Raw genomic sequence first — 17,440 nt, 5'->3', positions numbered from 1 at the left:
ATGTAATAAATACTTATAAATCAGTTCAAAACATCGAATAAGCAAAACGCTTACTCTCCTCACCATGTAAAGACAAGCAAACTTTAAGTAAAGCGTGCTTGACTCGCCACATTTTAACCGCTAAGTTATAAGTCAAGCTTACTTGACATCACTCAAGTGAAAAACAAGCCATACATAAGGAACTGTTACCATGAAGATCATCGAAGCCATCTGTGCCAAAGGTCTGCCAAAACGCGACCTGAAAAATGCCAATAGAGTTAATCTACTTGCACTCTTTTGGGCGCTCACATTAATGATAAGCACCTTCTTAAGTGAAAATGAATTGCTTAGCAGCGGCTTGTTAATCACCTTAGCATTCTGCATCCACACACTTCTCGGTATCGCCATGTTGGCATCCTATCGCCACTTTTTGGTACAGCTCGATGAGATGGAGCGCAAGGTTCAACTAGATGCACTTGCTTTGTCTGTGGGGGTCGCCATTATTAGCTTTTCCAGCTATTCAATACTCGAAAATAACGCTATTGTGCCCCCTCTCAATGCGGCATATCTCATAGTATTAATCGCTTTGACCTATATCGTAGGCATCATTAAAGGAAGGATCAGTTACCGATGAAAAACCGTCTAAAAGTGCTCCGTGCCGAGCGCGACTGGACTCAAGCCGACTTGGCAGAAAAGCTAGAAGTTTCACGACAAACCATCAATGCAATCGAAAAGGGAAAATATGACCCAAGTTTGCCTTTAGCTTTTAAAGTCGCTCGGTTATTTGAGATGCCAATTGAAGCCATTTTTGAAGATGAAACTGAAACAGTTATCGGCTAAGCAAGCATCACTCTCTATTCTGTAGATCTAAGGTTTCACTCTGAAATCTTAGGTCTATTTAGTTAGCTAAGACACAACTGGCATAGCGCCACCTCCCATTTAAAGCCGAGCGAAGCCCGTTCCAGTAATAAGCAATTAAACTCATATTTAGAAACAGTTGCACTGTTGCACTTATCGATGTTTTATTGAAAGATAACCGCCTAATAATAATTCAAATAGCTTAAAAAATGGGTACCCTAGCATGCGCTTAACTCCTCTATCGGCCATCGCCTTATTGGCAGCCAGCACCAGCGGCTACTGTCTCGCGGCAGTTCAAGCAGATACAACGACACCACAACTGGCAGACACCTATATCAACGATGCCATCTTACCGCCTATTATCTCTTGGCACGGTGGCAGTGAATCTCTGATTCTGGCGGCCGATTCGAAGTGGGCTACGCCATTTGAGCAAAACGGCCTTAAGACTAGCCCGAGTTATGATGAAACCTTTGCCTGGTTAGATAAACTGATAGCCGAGAGCGAGATGCTTAAGAAGGTGAGCATAGGTAAGAGCCCTCAGGGTCGTGAGATCTGGATGATTGTCGCCTCCAAAGAGGGAGCGGAAGATGCAAGCGCACTCGCAAGTAATGGTAAACCCACCTTGCTGGTGCAGGCGGGGATCCATTCCGGTGAGATTGACGGCAAAGACGCCGGTATGATGTTATTGCGCGACATGGTGTTTAACGGTAAGTCAGGACTGCTTGATAACGCCAACCTATTGTTTGTACCGATATTCAGTGTTGATGGCCATGAACGCTCAAGTGAGTATAACCGCGTCAATCAGCGAGGTCCGGTTAACATGGGCTGGCGCACCACAGCGCAAAACCTGAATCTAAATCGTGATTATGCTAAAGCCGACACGCCAGAGATGCAGCACATGCTAAGGGCTATCAATAGTTGGCAACCCGATCTCTATATCGATGTCCATGTTACCGATGGTATCGACTATCAATATGATGTGACTTTTGGCTACAACTTACCCCAAGGGAAAAGCCCATCAATATACAACTGGCTAGAGAACAGCTATCGCCCTAGGATTGAGTCTGCCCTATCTGAGCAGGGACATATTCCAGGCCCACTAGTGTTTGCCATCGACAATGCCGACATCAGCAAGGGCATGTCTCTATGGAACGCTAGCCCACGCTTCTCTAACGGTTATGGTGATGCTCGCCACCTACCCACAATTTTGATTGAAAATCACAGCTTAAAGCCATTTAAACAACGAGTGCTCGGCACCTATGTCATGCTCGAATCTAGCCTTCAAGCCATAGCCGATGATAGCACTAAGTTAAAATCAGCCATTAAACAGGACAAATATCGCTACTCACCAAGAGTGACACTCACTTGGCAGCAAGAGCAGCAAGCTCAAGGTTGGGACTTTAAGGGGATAGGTTACACATTGGAGCAGAGTGCGATTAGTGGCAATGAGATTGTGCGCTGGAATGGCCAGCCTCAACTGTACCCAAACTTGCCAGTGATTGGTGGCACTCAGGCCGATATCAAAGTGAACCGCCCTGACGCGTATTATATTCCGCCCCAGTGGCAAGAGGTGATTGAGCGTATGAGTGTTCACGGCATACGTATGACCACTCTCGATAAGCCGACTCAGCTTAAGCTGCAGCAATATCAATTTGCCAATCCAAGTTTTAACAACACTGATTATGAAGGGCGTCAACAGGTCAAGGCCGACGTAACCAGCCAAGCTGTCGATGTAAAATTACCTACAGGTACGGTTCGCATCGATACTAAACAGCCCTTAGGCGATCTCGCCATCTTACTACTTGAACCGCAATCACCAGATTCACTGTTCCAATGGGGCTTCTTTAATCCAATATTTACCCGTACCGAATATATTGAAAACTATGCGGTAGAGCCATTGGCAGCAAAGATGCTAAAGGATGATCCGGCACTACAAGCCGAGTTTGACAAGGCACTTAAAGATCCAGAGTTTGCCGCCAACCCAAGAGCACGTTTACGCTGGTTCTATGAACGTAGCCCTTACTTTGATAATCAATATCTAAAGTACCCAGTGCTTCGAGGTAACTAATTTCATATCCACAAGGTAACCATAAAAACAGCGCCAATTGGCGCTGTTTTTTACGCTTTTTTAGTGGCGGATATTGCGTAGGTTAGTGGTAAGCGCTGCCCTTTTTGTTCGATAAAATAGCGCTTTCGCTGCTCAGTAGCTTGAGGCAACTCAACCGCTACCGTTTCCTCAGTTAAGCCCTCGAAACAGTTGTAAGGGCTAAAAGCAAACTCATCGAATGAATTGATCTCTAACCCGGCTTTGATCAGCGCATTAATCACATCGGATAACGAGTGTGACCAACTCATAAAGGTGTTGGTATCATCACTGGCATTCTCGGTATAGGTCACTTCATCTTCTACGTCTGGCGCATCTTGATGAAAATAGCTATACCCCTCAAATATCGCCTGCGCCGGATGGAACTCCACCATATAAAACTGTCCACCAGCCACTAGCTTGTTCGCTATGATTTGTGCCCACTTATCTAGGTCTGGAAGCCAAACAATCGCACCGTAGGAGGTAAATACTAGATCAAATTCTGCCGCGACAGTCTCTGGCACGCTATAGACATCGCTGCAGATAAACTCAGCCTTCAGTTCTGCTAGCTCCGCAAGCGAGCGTGCCTGAGTAATAGCCGCCGGGGAAAGATCCACGCCGGTCACATCAGCCCCCAAGCGAGCCCATGAAAGGGTGTCGAGTCCAAAGTGACATTGCAGATGCAGTAGGCTTTTCCCCACAACATTAAGATGTGCTAACTCAATCTCTTGTAGCGAGCTGTTGCCTTTTAAAAAACCGGCAACGTCATAAAACTCTGATGTCACGTGGGTTTGTACACGTCTGTCCCAACCTTGCTGGTTGACCGATAAATAATCCATCTCTGTTTCCCTAGGTGAATTTAAAATCTAGATTCTAGGCCTGAGTATGTGCTGGTTCTAGGTTCTAGGTTCTAGGTTCTAGGTTCTTCATTATTTATAGCCAAGCCATTGAGTAAATTCACTAATAGTTACGCTTCCATCATATAAATTGAGTGAACTTACCACCTAAAACCCTATAACACACAAAGATAACAGATTTAAAACAATTAGATAGCATGTTGGCATGGTTACTGCTTTATTCACTGGTAAATACCCATTAAAAGCAGCTTTGTTAAGCCTGCATTTAACTCTTAAGGCACTTAGTACTTGAGATCAGAATAATAAAAGGAAGTTACCCCATGAAATCTACCACGACTTTGCTTGCTACCGTTATCGCCGTATCACTCTCAGGCTGCATCATCAATGTTAACGGTACTAGCGCAGGTCCGTTAAACCACCAAAAGAAACAGTTACAGATTGATGCTAGTCACATCGAAACCTTGGTCGCCGAAACAGGCGCAGGCGATCTCAATATTCAAGGTGTCGATGGGCTTTCACAGATCATGGTTACCGCCGATATCTACACCTATGGCGATATAGAAAGCAATCTCAGCCTCAAACAAAACGGCGCTAAAGCGACACTGATTGCCGAGTTCGACAGCAGCATTAACTTTCAGCGCTCCCCCTATATCGATCTCACCATACAAGTCCCCAGCAGCATGATGTTAGATATCGATGATGGCTCTGGCGACATAGAGATCAAAGGCCTGTCGGCAAACATTACCCTTGATGATGGTTCTGGTGATGTTTGGATTAAAGGGGGGAATGAACTCAATATCCAGGATGGCTCTGGCTCAGTAGAAGTCAGTAACACCACTGGCAAACTCACCCTAGAAGATGGTTCGGGCTCAATTACCCTATCTGGCATTGGTGGCGACACCCATATCGATGATGGCTCGGGCGATCTAAGCGTTAAGAACGTCAATGGCCATGTGGTGATTGACGATGGTTCCGGTGATATCGATGTCGATAACACCCTTGGCTTAAGCATTATCGAGTCCGGTTCAGGCGATCTTAGTGTTGATAACATCAAGGGTGCAGTGAGCATGCACTAAACCTATCACAGTTGAGGCGCTTCGACATCTAACATACTTAGATAGAGTGAATACCTTCCCGGCGCAGGCACTGCAGGCAAATAGACAGGTCTAGCCGTATTGTTTAACCGCTGCAGTGCCCTGCCCACCTAATTGAATAAGCTCAGGAGTGGCTTAATGGATAAACTGAAGAAGATTTGCAAAACAAACAGACAACTTATCATCTTCATTCTACTGATGTCTGTCTTTAGAAGTGCCGTCGCAGACTGGTACACAGTACCGACAGGCTCAATGCAGCCGACGATTAAAGAGGGTGACCGTATCCTAGTGGATAAGATGGCCTATGACTTGCGCCTACCATTTACGCAAATATCGCTGCTGACAACGGGTGAGCCTGAGCGGGGAGAAATTGTCGTTTTTGAATCGCAAGCGGCAACGAAACGCTTAATCAAACGTGTTATCGGCCTACCCGGCGACACAGTCGGCTTAAACAATGAAGTCCTGTCTATCAATGGCAAGCCATTGGGTTATTCACTCGTCACAAGTGATCGGCGAGAGTTAATCGCCACAGAAAACCTCAATGGTCTATCCCATAGTATCCGTATCGAAACAGATGCCAGCGATCAGTTAAGCAGCTTCGACACGCTGACCGTCCCCGAAGGGCACTATCTGGTTATGGGCGATAACCGCCGCAACAGCGCCGACTCACGAGTATATGGTTTTATCCCTAGGGATGAACTCAAAGGTAAAGCGACCAGAGTCGCGTTCTCACTGGATTATGAAGACTACTATCTTCCCCGTGAAGACAGGTTCTTCACGGATCTATATTTGAATTAGATAGCAGAACGTAATTCCCAACAATAAAAGTGAAGCAATAGCACTGGCACAAGATACCGTTGCGCCAGTGTCTATTTGACCAGTCCTTCTATCAAGGCGAGCTTCTTAGCTCTAGGCCATTTCTTCAACGCTATCTCACGCTTGAGTGCATCGGAGCGACTGCCCACAACTTCTGAGTAGGCCAAGCTCAGCGGCCCCTTGCCTCGTAGATATTTAGCCGACTTCGCATTGCCACTCTGATGCTCGGCAAAACGCCGAGCCACATCTGTGGTCACCCCGGTATAGAGGTGACCGTTAGCACAGCGCACCATATACAGAAACCAAGTCGGTTCAGTCTTTATAAGCACTGCCGTGCTCGTAAGCTCGGGGCTAGTTACAGGCTCAAGGCTGTTCACCGTCTCCGGCACTTGCACAATATCAGCCATTAACGGCTAGCAGCCTCTGTCATTGCATCTTGTTGCTCACGATACACAGTGTCGCCATTTAAGCCTAACAAGCCAAGGAAGAAGGCATACTCTTTGGCCGTATCATCATACTGACGATAGCGGCCACTCTTACCACCATGCCCTGCCTCCATATCTGTATCAAACAGCAGCATATTATCGTCAGTCTTAACCTCACGTAGCTTGGCGACCCATTTAGCAGGCTCAAAGTACTGCACTTGAGAGTCATGTAAGCCTGTAGTCACTAACAGGTGTGGGTAGTCTTGCGCACTGACATTGTCGTAAGGGGCATAGCTGAGCATGTAGTCGAAGTAGACTTTTTCATTTGGATTGCCCCACTCGTCATACTCGTTCGTGGTCAAAGGAATAGACTCATCGAGCATGGTGGTCACCACATCAACAAATGGCACGTGGGCTGCCACAGCAAAGTAACGCTCTGGCGCCTGATTTATCACCCCTCCCATAAGCAGACCACCGGCACTGCCACCAGCGGCGACAACTTTATCTTTAGCGCCATAACCTTGCTCAGTTAGCGCCTTGGTGACATCGATAAAATCATTGAAGCTATTTTGTTTATTCAACATTCGGCCATCGTCATACCATGCTCGGCCAAGCATCTCTGAGCCTCGCACATGGGCGATAGCATACACCACACCGCGATCCAGCAGGCTCAAGACCGATGAACTAAAGTCGGGCTCTACGGTATAGCCGTATGAGCCATAGCCATATTGATACAGTGGATTGGTGCCATCCTTATTAAAGCTGTCTTTACGATATACCAAGGTCACAGGAACCTCTTTACCGTCACGCGCCTCAATAAACAGACGCTCAGCCTGATAATCATCGGCATTAAACGCACCTAGCACCTTCTCTTGCTTAAGCAGTTCACGCTCGTTTGGCTTAGCCAATGCATATTCATACACCGACTCTGGCGTCGTTGGGCTAGAGTAATAAATTCTAAGCTTGTCGCTCCGCTGGTTAGCGTTAATATCGAAGCCAACCACGTAAGCGGGATCATTAAAGGCCAACTCAAATTCTGCTTGGCCATTAAATGGATAAACACGTATACGGCTAATGCCTCTCTCACGGGTTTGCACCACCATATAGTCGCTCAGCAGCAACACATCTTCGATACGTGAGTTAAGATCATGCCCGATAACGTCTTGCCAAGCACTCTTATCTGCAGCCTGGGCGATAGCCACCTTCATCAAACGAAAGTTGGTCGCCTGCCAGTTAGTGAGAATGTAATAGCTGTCGCCTAACTTAGACACTGAGTACTCATGCCCCTCCTCTCTAGGTAGCACAGGCTTAAACTGGCCTAAGGGCTGGTTCGCATCTAGCATATTAACTTCGCTAGTCACGGTGCTTTCGGCATGCAAGACGATAACCGATTCATCTAGTGATTTACCTAAGCTGATATAGAAGGCATCGTCTTGCTCTTCATATACCAGTACATCTTCCGATTGCGCCGTCCCCAACTTGTGGCGGAACACTCGATAGCCCAGCAGTGTCTGCGGATCTTTAGCGATATAGAACAGGTGTTGATTGTCACTGGCCCAAACGATGCCACCATCGGTCCCCTCAAGCCTATCGCTCATTAACTCGCCTGAGGTTAAGTCTTTAAAGTACAGGGTATAGATGCGTCGACTTAGCAGATCTTCGCCGAACACTAGCTTAGTTTCATCGGGGCTCACCGACACACCGCCCAAACCATAGAAGTCTTTCCCCTCTGCACGTTCATTCACATCCAGCAGAATTTGTTCACTGTCACTCTCTAACGCGGTTTTACGGGCAATAATGGGGTATTCAAAGCCCTGTTTGTAATAGCGGTAATACCAATGCTGATGCCAAAAATAAGGCACACTCGACTCGTCTTTATCTAGACGCCCCACTAGCTCATCAAACAAACCTTGCTTGAGGTCGTTAAATGGCTTGAACTCTTGTTTGGTGTAAGCGTTTTCTGCATTTAAATGGCTGATAATTTTTGGTGCCTTGCGCTCGTCATCGCGCATCCAGTAATAATCGTCGACACGCGTCACTCCATGGAGCGTCATGCTATGCGGAATTTTATCGGCTTGAGGAGGTTTAACAGCTTGGGTGGTGGTCATATTATTACATCCAAATAGCAGTACAGCGCTCAGTATAAGGGGGGCAATTTTCATCTAACATTCCTTGTGCAGTCTTAATCGAAGTCATCCGTACTTTGATTAGGGCGATCCATAAATCATTTAGCCGACAGTTTTGGCCTAGCTCGCCATTTTTACATCTCAGCTTGTCATTTAATTTAAATAGGCGCAATATTGCGCCACTCGGCTGATTTGTTAATCAATTCATTCATATTCAGCCAAGTATAATTCTCAGGGCGGGGTGTAACTCCCCACCGGCGGTAAGTTATACGGTGATAAGTTATCACCTAATAAAAGCCCGCGAGCGCCTAGTTTACGCTATAAAATAGCAATATAAATAGCTGCGAATATTAACTAGGGTCAGCAGATCTGGTAAACAGACCTTATCAAAGACGCCCGTCTGCCATAAGGTTGCACCTACTCCAGAGCCGACGGTAATGGGTACTCAACGATAATGTTAGTACGCTAAGTCCGGATGAAAGAGAATATAAGATTTAAGCAAATGATCCGTGAAGTTAATTTAGGCTTCGTGGTGGATTTTGCTCGGTTCTTATTATGCACATAACTCTATGGCGACTCGTTCGACAGCAGGGATGTGTTATTTTCTGTATGCCCTGATTCTGGCCAACCCAATGTCGTATTTTAAGGATGTTATCCATGAATCAGTCTCTACTTGCCCCTTATGGCAATGCAATTGAACGTGTTAATGCAGCACTAACGGCACTTCGCCAAGGCAAAGGTGTGTTAGTTGTTGATGATGAAGATCGTGAAAACGAAGGCGATCTTATCTATGCAGCAGAAACCCTCACTAACGAACAGATGGCACTACTTATTCGCGAATGCAGCGGTATTGTTTGTCTCTGTCTGACCGATGAACGTATCGAGCAACTTCAGCTTCCGCCAATGGTAAGCGACAACAATAGTCAATATGGCACCGCGTTTACCGTGAGTATCGAAGCCAAACAGGGTGTCACTACGGGTGTTTCTGCTGCCGACCGTGTCACCACGATTAAGGCCGCAATCGCCGATAACGCTAAACCCGATGACTTAGCGAGGCCAGGCCACGTTTATCCGCTGCGTGCTCGCCCAGGTGGTGTACTTGAGCGTCGTGGCCATACAGAGGGCACCGTCGATCTAATGAAGCTCGCAGGCCTTAAGCCCTACGGTGTACTTTGTGAGGTGACTCTAGCCGATGGCACCATGGCCCGGTTACCTGAAATCGTCGAGTTTGCTCAACAGCATGATATGCCTGTACTGACCATCGAAGACATTGTTGCCTACCGCAATACGCAATAACCCCCCTTGAATGAACAGCCGCAGTCACATGCGGCTGTTTACCCACACAGTTAACAACTACCGCTTACCAATTACTTATAGCCATTAGGAATAACAAACACAGCCTCAAAACCTTTGAATTAGACCATGTTTGATGTATTTTGCTAAATTCGTGACCTAGGCGTAACTTTAGTGAACATACCGAGACGTACCTATATCTCTATGAGTATTATCTAGCGCACTTTATACTCCATCTAGCTTCATTGCATTACTGAGCCTAAATTATCTCCTGCTGAGGATCATCGCCGAATGCGACCCGTGTTAAGTCGATTGAGCTTGAAACAGAAATTATTGCTATCTGCATCCCTACCTATGTTTATTTTGGTATTACTTGCAGTACTAAGCGCATCAACTCTCATCAAGCAATACCAACACGCTTCAGCAAACGTGCTCACGACTAAGATCACCTTAGGGATAGAGAATGTTATCTACGAGCTACAAAAAGAACGCGGCCTCTCTGCAGGATATCTCAGCAGTAATGGCCGCCTGTTTAAAGCCGAGCTGCAACAGCAATGGCTAACGACAGACCAAATGTTCCAAGAGTTGGTTTTCAACTCCGCTCTCGATAAAACGATCAATACGGTGAAGAGTGATACCGAACTATTTCATGCCTTACAAGATCAAATACAGAAAGCCAGTTTAGCACGACAGCAACTCGAGATAGCTCGACAGAAAGTGATCGAGCTAAACACCCCTGAATACTTCAGTTTCTACTCTCAACTGACCCAAAAGCTCATTAATTTTGTCTCACAGTTACGCTTTAAGAGCGATAACTCATATCAAGTGCTAGTGCAGTCAGATCTGATTAATATGCTCAAGATTCAGGAACTCACGGGTCAAGAGCGGGGACTCATAAACAGGTTATTGTCGGCGCAAACATTAGATCCTAACGCCTTCAAACAGATCGCACAGGTTAAAGCACAACTCGACAGTGTCATTGCCAATGCGATTTCCGTGATGACGCCAGATAACCTAAGTCGCTTTGGCGAGTTGATGGATAGCCCTGCACAGCAGCTAATCTCCAGTTACCGTACACAGCTGCAGCAACAAGTTAATCTGGTAGAGAAGACTGAAATCATCGACGACATAATCGGCTATGGTGGTCTTAGTTATAACTTTAACGGTTACCTAACGACGCTCAACCCCGCCTATTTATCGAGTTTTCGAGAAAATTACTTCACCTTAAAAAGTGCGTTAGATAATTTAATTAATCACCATACCCTAACGCCAACACAGCAAGTACTAGTCAAAAACATTGAGCAAACCGCTAAAAATTACCAAGCGTATATTGCAAAGGCCGAGTCGACTCAGCTCCCAGCTCCAGGAGCAACATTGGAGTTACTTAGCCAAGATATCGCCCTACATGACAGCTTATATCAGTTACAACATCAAACTCCCGTGGTCGATAGCGAAGCTTGGTGGCATGCCGCAACCGAAGGCATTGATAACCTACATCAGCTAAATACTCAGCTGACAGCAAATATCGCTCGCCAGAATGAGATTGAAAAACAGCAGATCCTCTCTTATCTCTATATTAGTATTTTTGCCGGACTACTCTTCTTCTATGTGGTCTATCTAATCGGCAGAAACATAGCCAATGACCTCATCGACTCGGTGAGAGGCATAGTCGATGACGTGGAAAAACTAGCAAAAGACCCGAGCCTAGTATTAGACCTTGAAGTTAAAGGCAAAGATGAACTTGCGCAAATAGCAGTAGCAGTTAACCAAATGGTATCGGAGCGAATGAAGTCTAGACGCGCTCTACACCAAGCCTCCGCCGTCTTCAGACACTCGGCCGAAGGAATTATCGTCACCGATGCCAACAACCGCATCGAACTCGTCAACCCCGCCTTTACCAAGATTACTGGCTATAGCTTAGAGGATGTCAAAGGCAAGACGCCAAACATCTTAAGCTCGGATCATCACCCGCAGGATTTTTACCAAAAGCTATGGCAAACATTAAGCAGTAAGAGTAGCTGGGAAGGAGAGATCTGGAATAAGCGCAAGGATGGCAAGATCTACCCAGAGTACCTGAAAATTACTGCAGTTAAGAATAGTAAAAATGAAGTGACCCAGTACATAGGGCTATTTCTCGATATCAGTAATAATAAACAATATGAGCAAGACCTCTGGTATAAGACCAACTTTGACTCGTTGACCAAACTGCCTAATCGGCATCTGTTCTCCTCAAGGCTACAGCAAGCTATCGATACTGCACAGAATACCGACAGCCAAGTCGCCATCATCTTCATCGATTTAGACAGGTTTAAATTTATTAACGAGCTACACGGTCACACAGCGGGTAACAAGGTGTTAAAACAGTCTGCAGCACGGCTCGAAGCCGTGTTAGAGCCCGATGACTCTATCGCCCGTATTGGCGGAGACGAGTTTGTGATTATCGCTCCACAAACAGGCAGCGTGAGTACCGAACAATTAGCCCAAAAGCTAAGCAATGCACTATCTAAGCCTTTTATTATCAATAAAAAAGAGACCAACATCTCCTCCAGCCTCGGCATCGCGTTCTACCCAGAAGATGGTCAAGATATTGAGATGCTGTTGCATAACTCTGAAACAGCCATGTATCAGGCAAAGCGCGACGGTCGAGCTCATTATCAATATTTCTCTCCCGAGATGAATGTTGAGATGCTGGAGCGGATGCACCTTGAGCAGAGGTTACGCAAAGCGGTTAAGCAATCGGAGTTTTACCTAGAGTATCAACCTGTCATTGATATGCGCAGCGGAGCCATCGTCAGTGTCGAAGCCCTAGTCCGCTGGAATGATCCTGAGTTCGGCATCATCTCGCCACAAGCCTTCATCCCTATCGCCGAAGAGGCCGGGTTGATTGAACCATTAGGCGAATGGATCCTACACCAAGCCCTCTCGGATCTTGCCGAGTGGCACTCTCAAGGATTGATGCTCAAGATGGCGATTAATGTGTCGGGGCGTCAATGTTTAAACTCACGAGATGTCAGCTTTTACGACGTGCTCAAAGACGCATTATCTAAACACGGTATCGCCGCGAAAGATCTGCATATCGAAATCACCGAGAGCATGTTGATCGAAGATAAGCCACGTTGCCTACAGACCTTAGAGGCGATCAAACAGCTCGGTATCGATATCTATCTCGATGACTTTGGTACCGGTTACTCGGCACTCAGCTACCTAACTCAATGCCCCATTTCGGTAATCAAGATCGATAAGAGCTTTATCGATAACGTGTTAAACAATCCATCTGACGCAAAATTGATTAAAGCAATCGTGATGATGGCGCAAAGCTTAGAGATGCCACTCGTGGCGGAAGGAATTGAAACCATAGAGCAGTGGCAATTCTTACAAAGTTTAGGCTGTGATTACGCTCAGGGTTACCTGATGTCAAAACCACTGCCTAAGGCACAGCTAGTCGCCTTTTTAACCCATGCACAACCGTTTCATTATCTCAATATTGGAACTGAGCTTAGCGCTGTTTAAGCGCACTAGAGTAACAAACAAAAAGAGCAGCTAACGCTGCTCTTTTTCATTGTTCTACAGAATTAAACCGCTTCGCTTGTCATCACGCTTGCAGACTCTTCAACCGCCATCTGCGCCAGATCTTTATCAACAAAGAATAGCGCCTTGCCATCTTCGCCAACAAGGCGGATCTTATCGACGATAGACTTAAATAATTTCTCTTCCTCATGCTGCTCTGACACATACCACTGAAGAAAGTTAAAGGTTGAGTAATCTTGGTTAGTGAAAGCCGCATGTGCGAGTTCATTGATCTTTTTAGTGATCAGCTGCTCATGTTCATAGGTGTATTCAAATAGTGCCAATAGTGACGGAAACTCAGCTTGTGGAGCCTCGATAGTCCCTAAAAGTGGCATACCACCAGTTTCACTCACATAAGTAAACAGACGATGCATGTGGCCCATTTCCTCTTCAGCGTGAGCACGCATAAACTTAGCCGCCCCTTCAAAGCCTTTATCTTCGCACCATGCGCTCATCTGTAGATACAGATTAGAGGAGAAGAACTCCATATTGATCTGGTCATTTAACTGGTCAATCATCTTCTGGGCTAACATATCAATTCCTTAGGGCTTTCAGTTTGTGGCGGTTATTGTTATCAAGCTAGCTAACAATTGCAATAAAATTTACTTAAGTGATTGTTAAATAAATAATAATGGTTTTCATTTACAGCGTATTACGTTACCTTGATTACGATTACTTTTAACAAAAAAAACCAGCTAAATCAGCCGTAAAGGATAGAGTCAACCCTGCGAATAGTCGTTAGATGTCTATCATTAATTACCACTCTATTTTAACTGTGTTTAAAAACTGCCGCGCAGATCATAGCCATCTAGATTCACCATGGCATAATGCTCTATATTCGTTTTTACTTAACGTTCCGATTCACGTCTCAAGGATAGATAGATGCAGACTCATGCAGATCCATGTTCGCAACCTAGCCTAATGCATCCCGATCAGGCTATCGTTAAATTACTAGAACAAGTAAAACCCATCACAGACTCAGAAGTCGTGACACTGCCGCAAGCTTTAGGTCGAGTACTCGCTGAAGATCTTGCCTCTCATATCGATCTTCCTCCTTTCGATAACTCAGCAATGGACGGTTACGCGTTCAACTTTGCAGACTTGGCTGCAGGCGAGCCGCTAAAGTTAATTGGACAATCTTTCGCAGGCCATCCTTTTACGGGTAAGTGCGTCAAAGGTGGCTGTATTCGTATCATGACCGGTGCGCCAGTACCAAGCGGCTATGACACGGTTCAGATGCAGGAAAAGGTTACTGCTGATGGTGAGCTGATCACCATTGAAGCACCAAAAGAGCTTGGCGCTAACGTTCGCTGCCGCGGTGAAGAGCTCACCAGTGGTACTAAAGTACTGGCAGCGGGTACCTTAATTGGCGCGGCCGAGATGGGCGTATTGGCAACAATTGGTGCCAGCCAATTACGTGTTAAGCGTATCGTTAAAGTGGCTTTCTTCTCTACGGGCGATGAACTGCGCCCGGTAGGCAGCGAATTAGGCCCAGGTCAAATCTACGACTCTAACCGCTATAGCATCCAAGGTTTACTCAGTCGCGGTAATATCGAATGGATCGATCTTGGCGTTATCGAAGACGATAAAGAAGCCATTCGCCAAGCCTTTAAAACGGCATCAGAATGTGCCGATATGGTTCTGACCTCTGGTGGCGTCTCTGTGGGTGATGCCGACTACACTAAGCAGATCCTTGATGAAGAGGGTCAGATCACCTTCTGGAAGCTTGCCATTAAACCGGGTAAACCTTTTGCCTTTGGCCACCTTGGTGATGCAGTCTTCTGTGGACTACCTGGCAACCCAGTTTCATCCATGGTGACTTTCTACAAACTTGTATGGCCGCTACTCAATAAGATGCAAGGTCTGCCTCAGGTTAAGCCTGTGACACTGAAAGCCACACTCAAGGGTGAGATTCGTAAGTTCCCAGGTCGAGTCGAATACCAACGTGCAATCTTAAGCTATAACGCACAAGGTGAAGCCGAAGTTGCTGTCACTGGCGGCCAAGGTTCTGGCATGCTGACATCGATGACCCTAGCAAACTGCTTCATTATTTTAGCCCAAGATTGCGATGGCCTAAGCGATGGCTCTCAAGTCACCGTCGAACCTTTTAATGGTGTGCTTTGCTAAGCTCTGCACTGCCTAAACATATGAGATCAATTTGATGTCGACCGAACAAGCAGCAACAGATGAAATTTTATCTGATGCAGAAATATTGCGTTATAGCCGCCAAATATCGATCAAGTCGATGGACTTTGAAGGCCAGGAAAAACTCAAACAAGCTAAAGTGCTCATTATCGGTGCTGGCGGTTTAGGCTGTGCTGCGAGCCAATATCTGGCGGTTGCAGGTGCAGGCTCGATGACCTTAGTGGATTTTGATACCGTTGAGATCTCAAATCTGCAAAGACAGGTTTTACATCAAGACGCTAACATCGGCCAAGCTAAAGTCGACTCGGCCAAGCAAAGTTTAACGGCACTTAACCCGCACATTCAGATAGAAACAATCAATGCGGTCCTCGATGATCATGAAATCGATGCACTCGTCGAGCAACACTCTATCGTGATGGATTGCACCGACAATGTTGCCGTGCGCGAACAGCTAAACCAAAGCTGCTTTAAGCACAAGAAGCCACTTATCTCGGCTGCTGCAATTCGTATGGAAGGCATGGTCACGGTATTCGATTACCAAGGCGATACTCCATGCTACCACTGCTTCAGCAAGCTATTTGGCGAGCAACAGTTAAGCTGTGTCGAATCAGGGATCTTAGCCCCCGTTGTAGGCATGATCGGCTGCTTACAAGCAGTCGAAGCCATCAAGGTCATCGCCAACATGGGGCAAACTCTGGCTGGACGCATCTTGATGATAGATGCAATGACCATGGAGTTTAGAGAAATGAAACTCCCTAAACAGCCACAGTGTAAAGTGTGTGGCTAGGTATTACCTGCAATAAATAACTTGATAAAAGTGGTCCATAGTGACCACTTTTTTATTATTTGCGCCTCACGGCTCATTGCAACTAGCGCTTACTTCGCGCCAACCTTATATTAAATAAAATAACTCTTTTATGAAAAATTTTCGTTAGTAACCGTATCGACTTAATTTAGTGATCAATAAAGACTGCAACGGAGTAGCCAATGAAAAGATCTCGCCATGTAATTAACTATGTAAAAATAGTCACTGTTAGCGCAGCAATGATGCTTCTCACCGCCTGTAACCCTGCGCAAGATGACACGAAAAAGCCTGTTCAGCTCGCCAACCCAGCTTCAACTTACTGCGTTTCACTTGGTGGAGAGTTAGCTATTGAAAAGCAAGCGGAAGGGGAAGTCGGTTATTGCACCCTACCGAGTGGCGAGCGTATAGAGGAGTGGAGCTTGTATCGCAGAGATCACCAGTCTGATGGCTCTAACTCAGAGGCGAGTTCCGAGCTGCATAAACCTCGGGTGGGCAAGCCGAATCCTGCGACACAAAACTGTATTGCCCAAGGTGGCAGCGTTGATCTTGCGACCAGTATCTGTACCTTACCCAGTGGTGAGCAAATAGAGCAATGGCAATTGTATCGTCGCGACAATAAAGTATCGGAATAAAAGTGAGCACAACAATGATAAGGGTTATTCAATTGAGCGCGCTGTCGCCATCAATAACCCTTTCTCAACCCAGATAGATACGGCAACCCCTCTCACCACCAGCTCTATCGGTGCCTCGCCAGATTCAATTATCGGGATCTCACCATACAGCCGCTTATCGTATTGAACTTCGTATAACGTCACAGACTGCGGCGGATCGACAAACCTTATCTGGGCAGCCGTCAGGCCTTGGATTGAACAGTACCGACCGCCAATCATCTGTTTTGCATCATCGATACGACTAGAGCTTACGAGTGTAAAATCAAGCTCGGTGAAATATGCCCTTAGCTGCGACAGCTGTGCGGTCTGCACCTCTAATGGTTTCATCTTGATGTGATTTTTAGCCACTTCGTTAGCAATCTTTGCATGCATATCACTCACCGCGAGCCCACGACTGCCGCCTACTTCTCCTTGCCTGCTTATCTCAGGATACCACTGCACGCTAAGTACCAAGAGTAATACGCTCGCCGCAAGTGCCACTAGGCTCTTAAGGCGTAACAAATACCAATTGCTACTTGCCCTCCTCACCGTTGGATCACCCGCTAGCGTTTCAGTCTCACGACTCTGCGCCATAGCAACAGAGTCGCTATCTATTGATGGTGCTTCTATCGAATGACTTTGCATCCTAGCCAATCCCTGCTCACTCAAGGCTTGAGTTTCAATATGCTGCTTAACTAAGGCTTTAAAGTTCATATCGGTGGCGTCAGTTTTTTTCGTCATA

15 protein-coding genes, 1 pseudogene and 1 riboswitch are annotated in these 17,440 nt (G+C 46.2%); of the genes and pseudogenes, 11 read left to right on the top strand and 5 right to left on the bottom strand.

The features are described from left to right. The first annotated feature begins 190 nt into the window (after nt 1-190). The 3 genes from L1D44_RS16850 to L1D44_RS16840 all read left to right on the top strand — a co-directional run bounded on the left by L1D44_RS16850 (nt 191) and on the right by L1D44_RS16840 (nt 2,905). Complete coding sequence (locus tag L1D44_RS16850; protein ID WP_239892492.1) at nt 191-613, top strand: hypothetical protein; 423 nt, start codon at nt 191-193, stop codon at nt 611-613. After that, nucleotides 610-819, top strand: a complete 210-nt coding sequence (locus L1D44_RS16845) for a helix-turn-helix transcriptional regulator (RefSeq protein WP_239892491.1) — start codon at nt 610-612, stop codon at nt 817-819. Before L1D44_RS16850 ends, L1D44_RS16845 begins: the two co-directional genes overlap by 4 nt. A gap of 241 nt (nt 820-1,060) precedes the next feature. Further along, a complete protein-coding gene (locus tag L1D44_RS16840; RefSeq protein WP_239892490.1) occupies nt 1,061-2,905 on the top strand; it encodes a M14 family metallopeptidase in 1,845 nt (614 codons plus the stop codon). 50 nt (nt 2,906-2,955) lie between these two features. Here L1D44_RS16840 and L1D44_RS16835 read toward each other — a convergent pair whose 3' ends face one another. Continuing rightward, entirely contained in the window at nt 2,956-3,759 is an 804-nt protein-coding gene (locus tag L1D44_RS16835) for a class I SAM-dependent methyltransferase (RefSeq protein WP_239892489.1), read from the bottom strand. Nucleotides 3,760-4,097: 338 nt separating this feature from the next. Between L1D44_RS16835 and L1D44_RS16830 the strand changes: the two genes are divergently transcribed. Next, nucleotides 4,098-4,853, top strand: a complete 756-nt coding sequence (locus tag L1D44_RS16830; RefSeq protein WP_239892488.1) for a DUF4097 domain-containing protein — start codon at nt 4,098-4,100, stop codon at nt 4,851-4,853. 156 nt (nt 4,854-5,009) lie between these two features. Beyond that, nucleotides 5,010-5,669, top strand: coding sequence for a signal peptidase I (lepB, locus tag L1D44_RS16825; protein WP_239892487.1), 660 nt, complete (start codon nt 5,010-5,012; stop codon nt 5,667-5,669). 71 nt (nt 5,670-5,740) lie between these two features. Here lepB and L1D44_RS16820 read toward each other — a convergent pair whose 3' ends face one another. Together L1D44_RS16820 and L1D44_RS16815 are read right to left on the bottom strand one after the other, a co-directional pair. Next, nucleotides 5,741-6,094 (bottom strand): GIY-YIG nuclease family protein, encoded by a 354-nt coding sequence (locus tag L1D44_RS16820; protein WP_239892486.1) that lies wholly within the window; start codon nt 6,092-6,094, stop codon nt 5,741-5,743. Next, a complete protein-coding gene (locus L1D44_RS16815; RefSeq protein WP_239892485.1) occupies nt 6,094-8,274 on the bottom strand; it encodes a S9 family peptidase in 2,181 nt (726 codons plus the stop codon). The genes L1D44_RS16820 and L1D44_RS16815 overlap by 1 nt, the downstream gene beginning before the upstream one ends. Before the next feature lie 187 nt (nt 8,275-8,461). Then, a riboswitch (FMN riboswitch) is annotated at nt 8,462-8,729 on the top strand. Between the two features lie 166 nt (nt 8,730-8,895). Here L1D44_RS16815 and ribB point away from each other — a divergent pair. Together ribB and L1D44_RS16805 are read left to right on the top strand one after the other, a co-directional pair. Next, on the top strand, nt 8,896-9,534 hold the full coding sequence (gene ribB, locus L1D44_RS16810; RefSeq protein WP_239892484.1) for a 3,4-dihydroxy-2-butanone-4-phosphate synthase: 639 nt from the start codon (nt 8,896-8,898) through the stop codon (nt 9,532-9,534). 315 nt (nt 9,535-9,849) lie between these two features. Then, entirely contained in the window at nt 9,850-13,041 is a 3,192-nt protein-coding gene (locus L1D44_RS16805; RefSeq protein ID WP_239892483.1) for an EAL domain-containing protein, read from the top strand. A 62-nt stretch (nt 13,042-13,103) separates the two neighbouring features. Here L1D44_RS16805 and ftnA read toward each other — a convergent pair whose 3' ends face one another. Further along, nucleotides 13,104-13,631 carry a non-heme ferritin gene (gene ftnA, locus L1D44_RS16800; protein ID WP_220769949.1) on the bottom strand — a complete coding sequence of 176 codons (528 nt, stop codon included), beginning with the start codon at nt 13,629-13,631 and terminating at the stop codon, nt 13,104-13,106. Nucleotides 13,632-13,980: 349 nt separating this feature from the next. Between ftnA and glp the strand changes: the two genes are divergently transcribed. The 4 genes and pseudogenes from glp (at nt 13,981) to L1D44_RS16780 (ending at nt 16,680) form a co-directional block, all read left to right on the top strand. Beyond that, nucleotides 13,981-15,225: a gephyrin-like molybdotransferase Glp gene (gene glp / locus L1D44_RS16795; protein ID WP_239892482.1), complete on the top strand. Its 1,245-nt coding sequence runs from the start codon at nt 13,981-13,983 to the stop codon at nt 15,223-15,225. 34 nt (nt 15,226-15,259) lie between these two features. Next, a complete protein-coding gene (moeB, locus tag L1D44_RS16790; protein WP_239892481.1) occupies nt 15,260-16,030 on the top strand; it encodes a molybdopterin-synthase adenylyltransferase MoeB in 771 nt (256 codons plus the stop codon). A 257-nt stretch (nt 16,031-16,287) separates the two neighbouring features. After that, a pseudogene (locus tag L1D44_RS16785) lies at nt 16,288-16,488 on the top strand (DUF333 domain-containing protein); the annotation flags it as partial. Between the two features lie 48 nt (nt 16,489-16,536). Then, nucleotides 16,537-16,680 carry a DUF333 domain-containing protein gene (locus L1D44_RS16780; RefSeq protein ID WP_223296592.1) on the top strand — a complete coding sequence of 48 codons (144 nt, stop codon included), beginning with the start codon at nt 16,537-16,539 and terminating at the stop codon, nt 16,678-16,680. Between the two features lie 24 nt (nt 16,681-16,704). Here the strand turns inward: L1D44_RS16780 and L1D44_RS16775 are convergent, their stop codons facing one another. Further along, on the bottom strand, nt 16,705-17,439 hold the full coding sequence (locus L1D44_RS16775; RefSeq protein ID WP_239892480.1) for a hypothetical protein: 735 nt from the start codon (nt 17,437-17,439) through the stop codon (nt 16,705-16,707). Between the last annotated feature and the right edge of the window lies 1 nt (nt 17,440).

The sequence above is a fragment of the Shewanella sp. Isolate13 genome (assembly GCF_022398325.1).
Classification (GTDB): domain Bacteria; phylum Pseudomonadota; class Gammaproteobacteria; order Enterobacterales; family Shewanellaceae; genus Shewanella.
The sequence above is the reverse complement of the archived record's forward strand: the minus strand, read 5'-3'. Positions and strand labels throughout refer to the sequence as shown.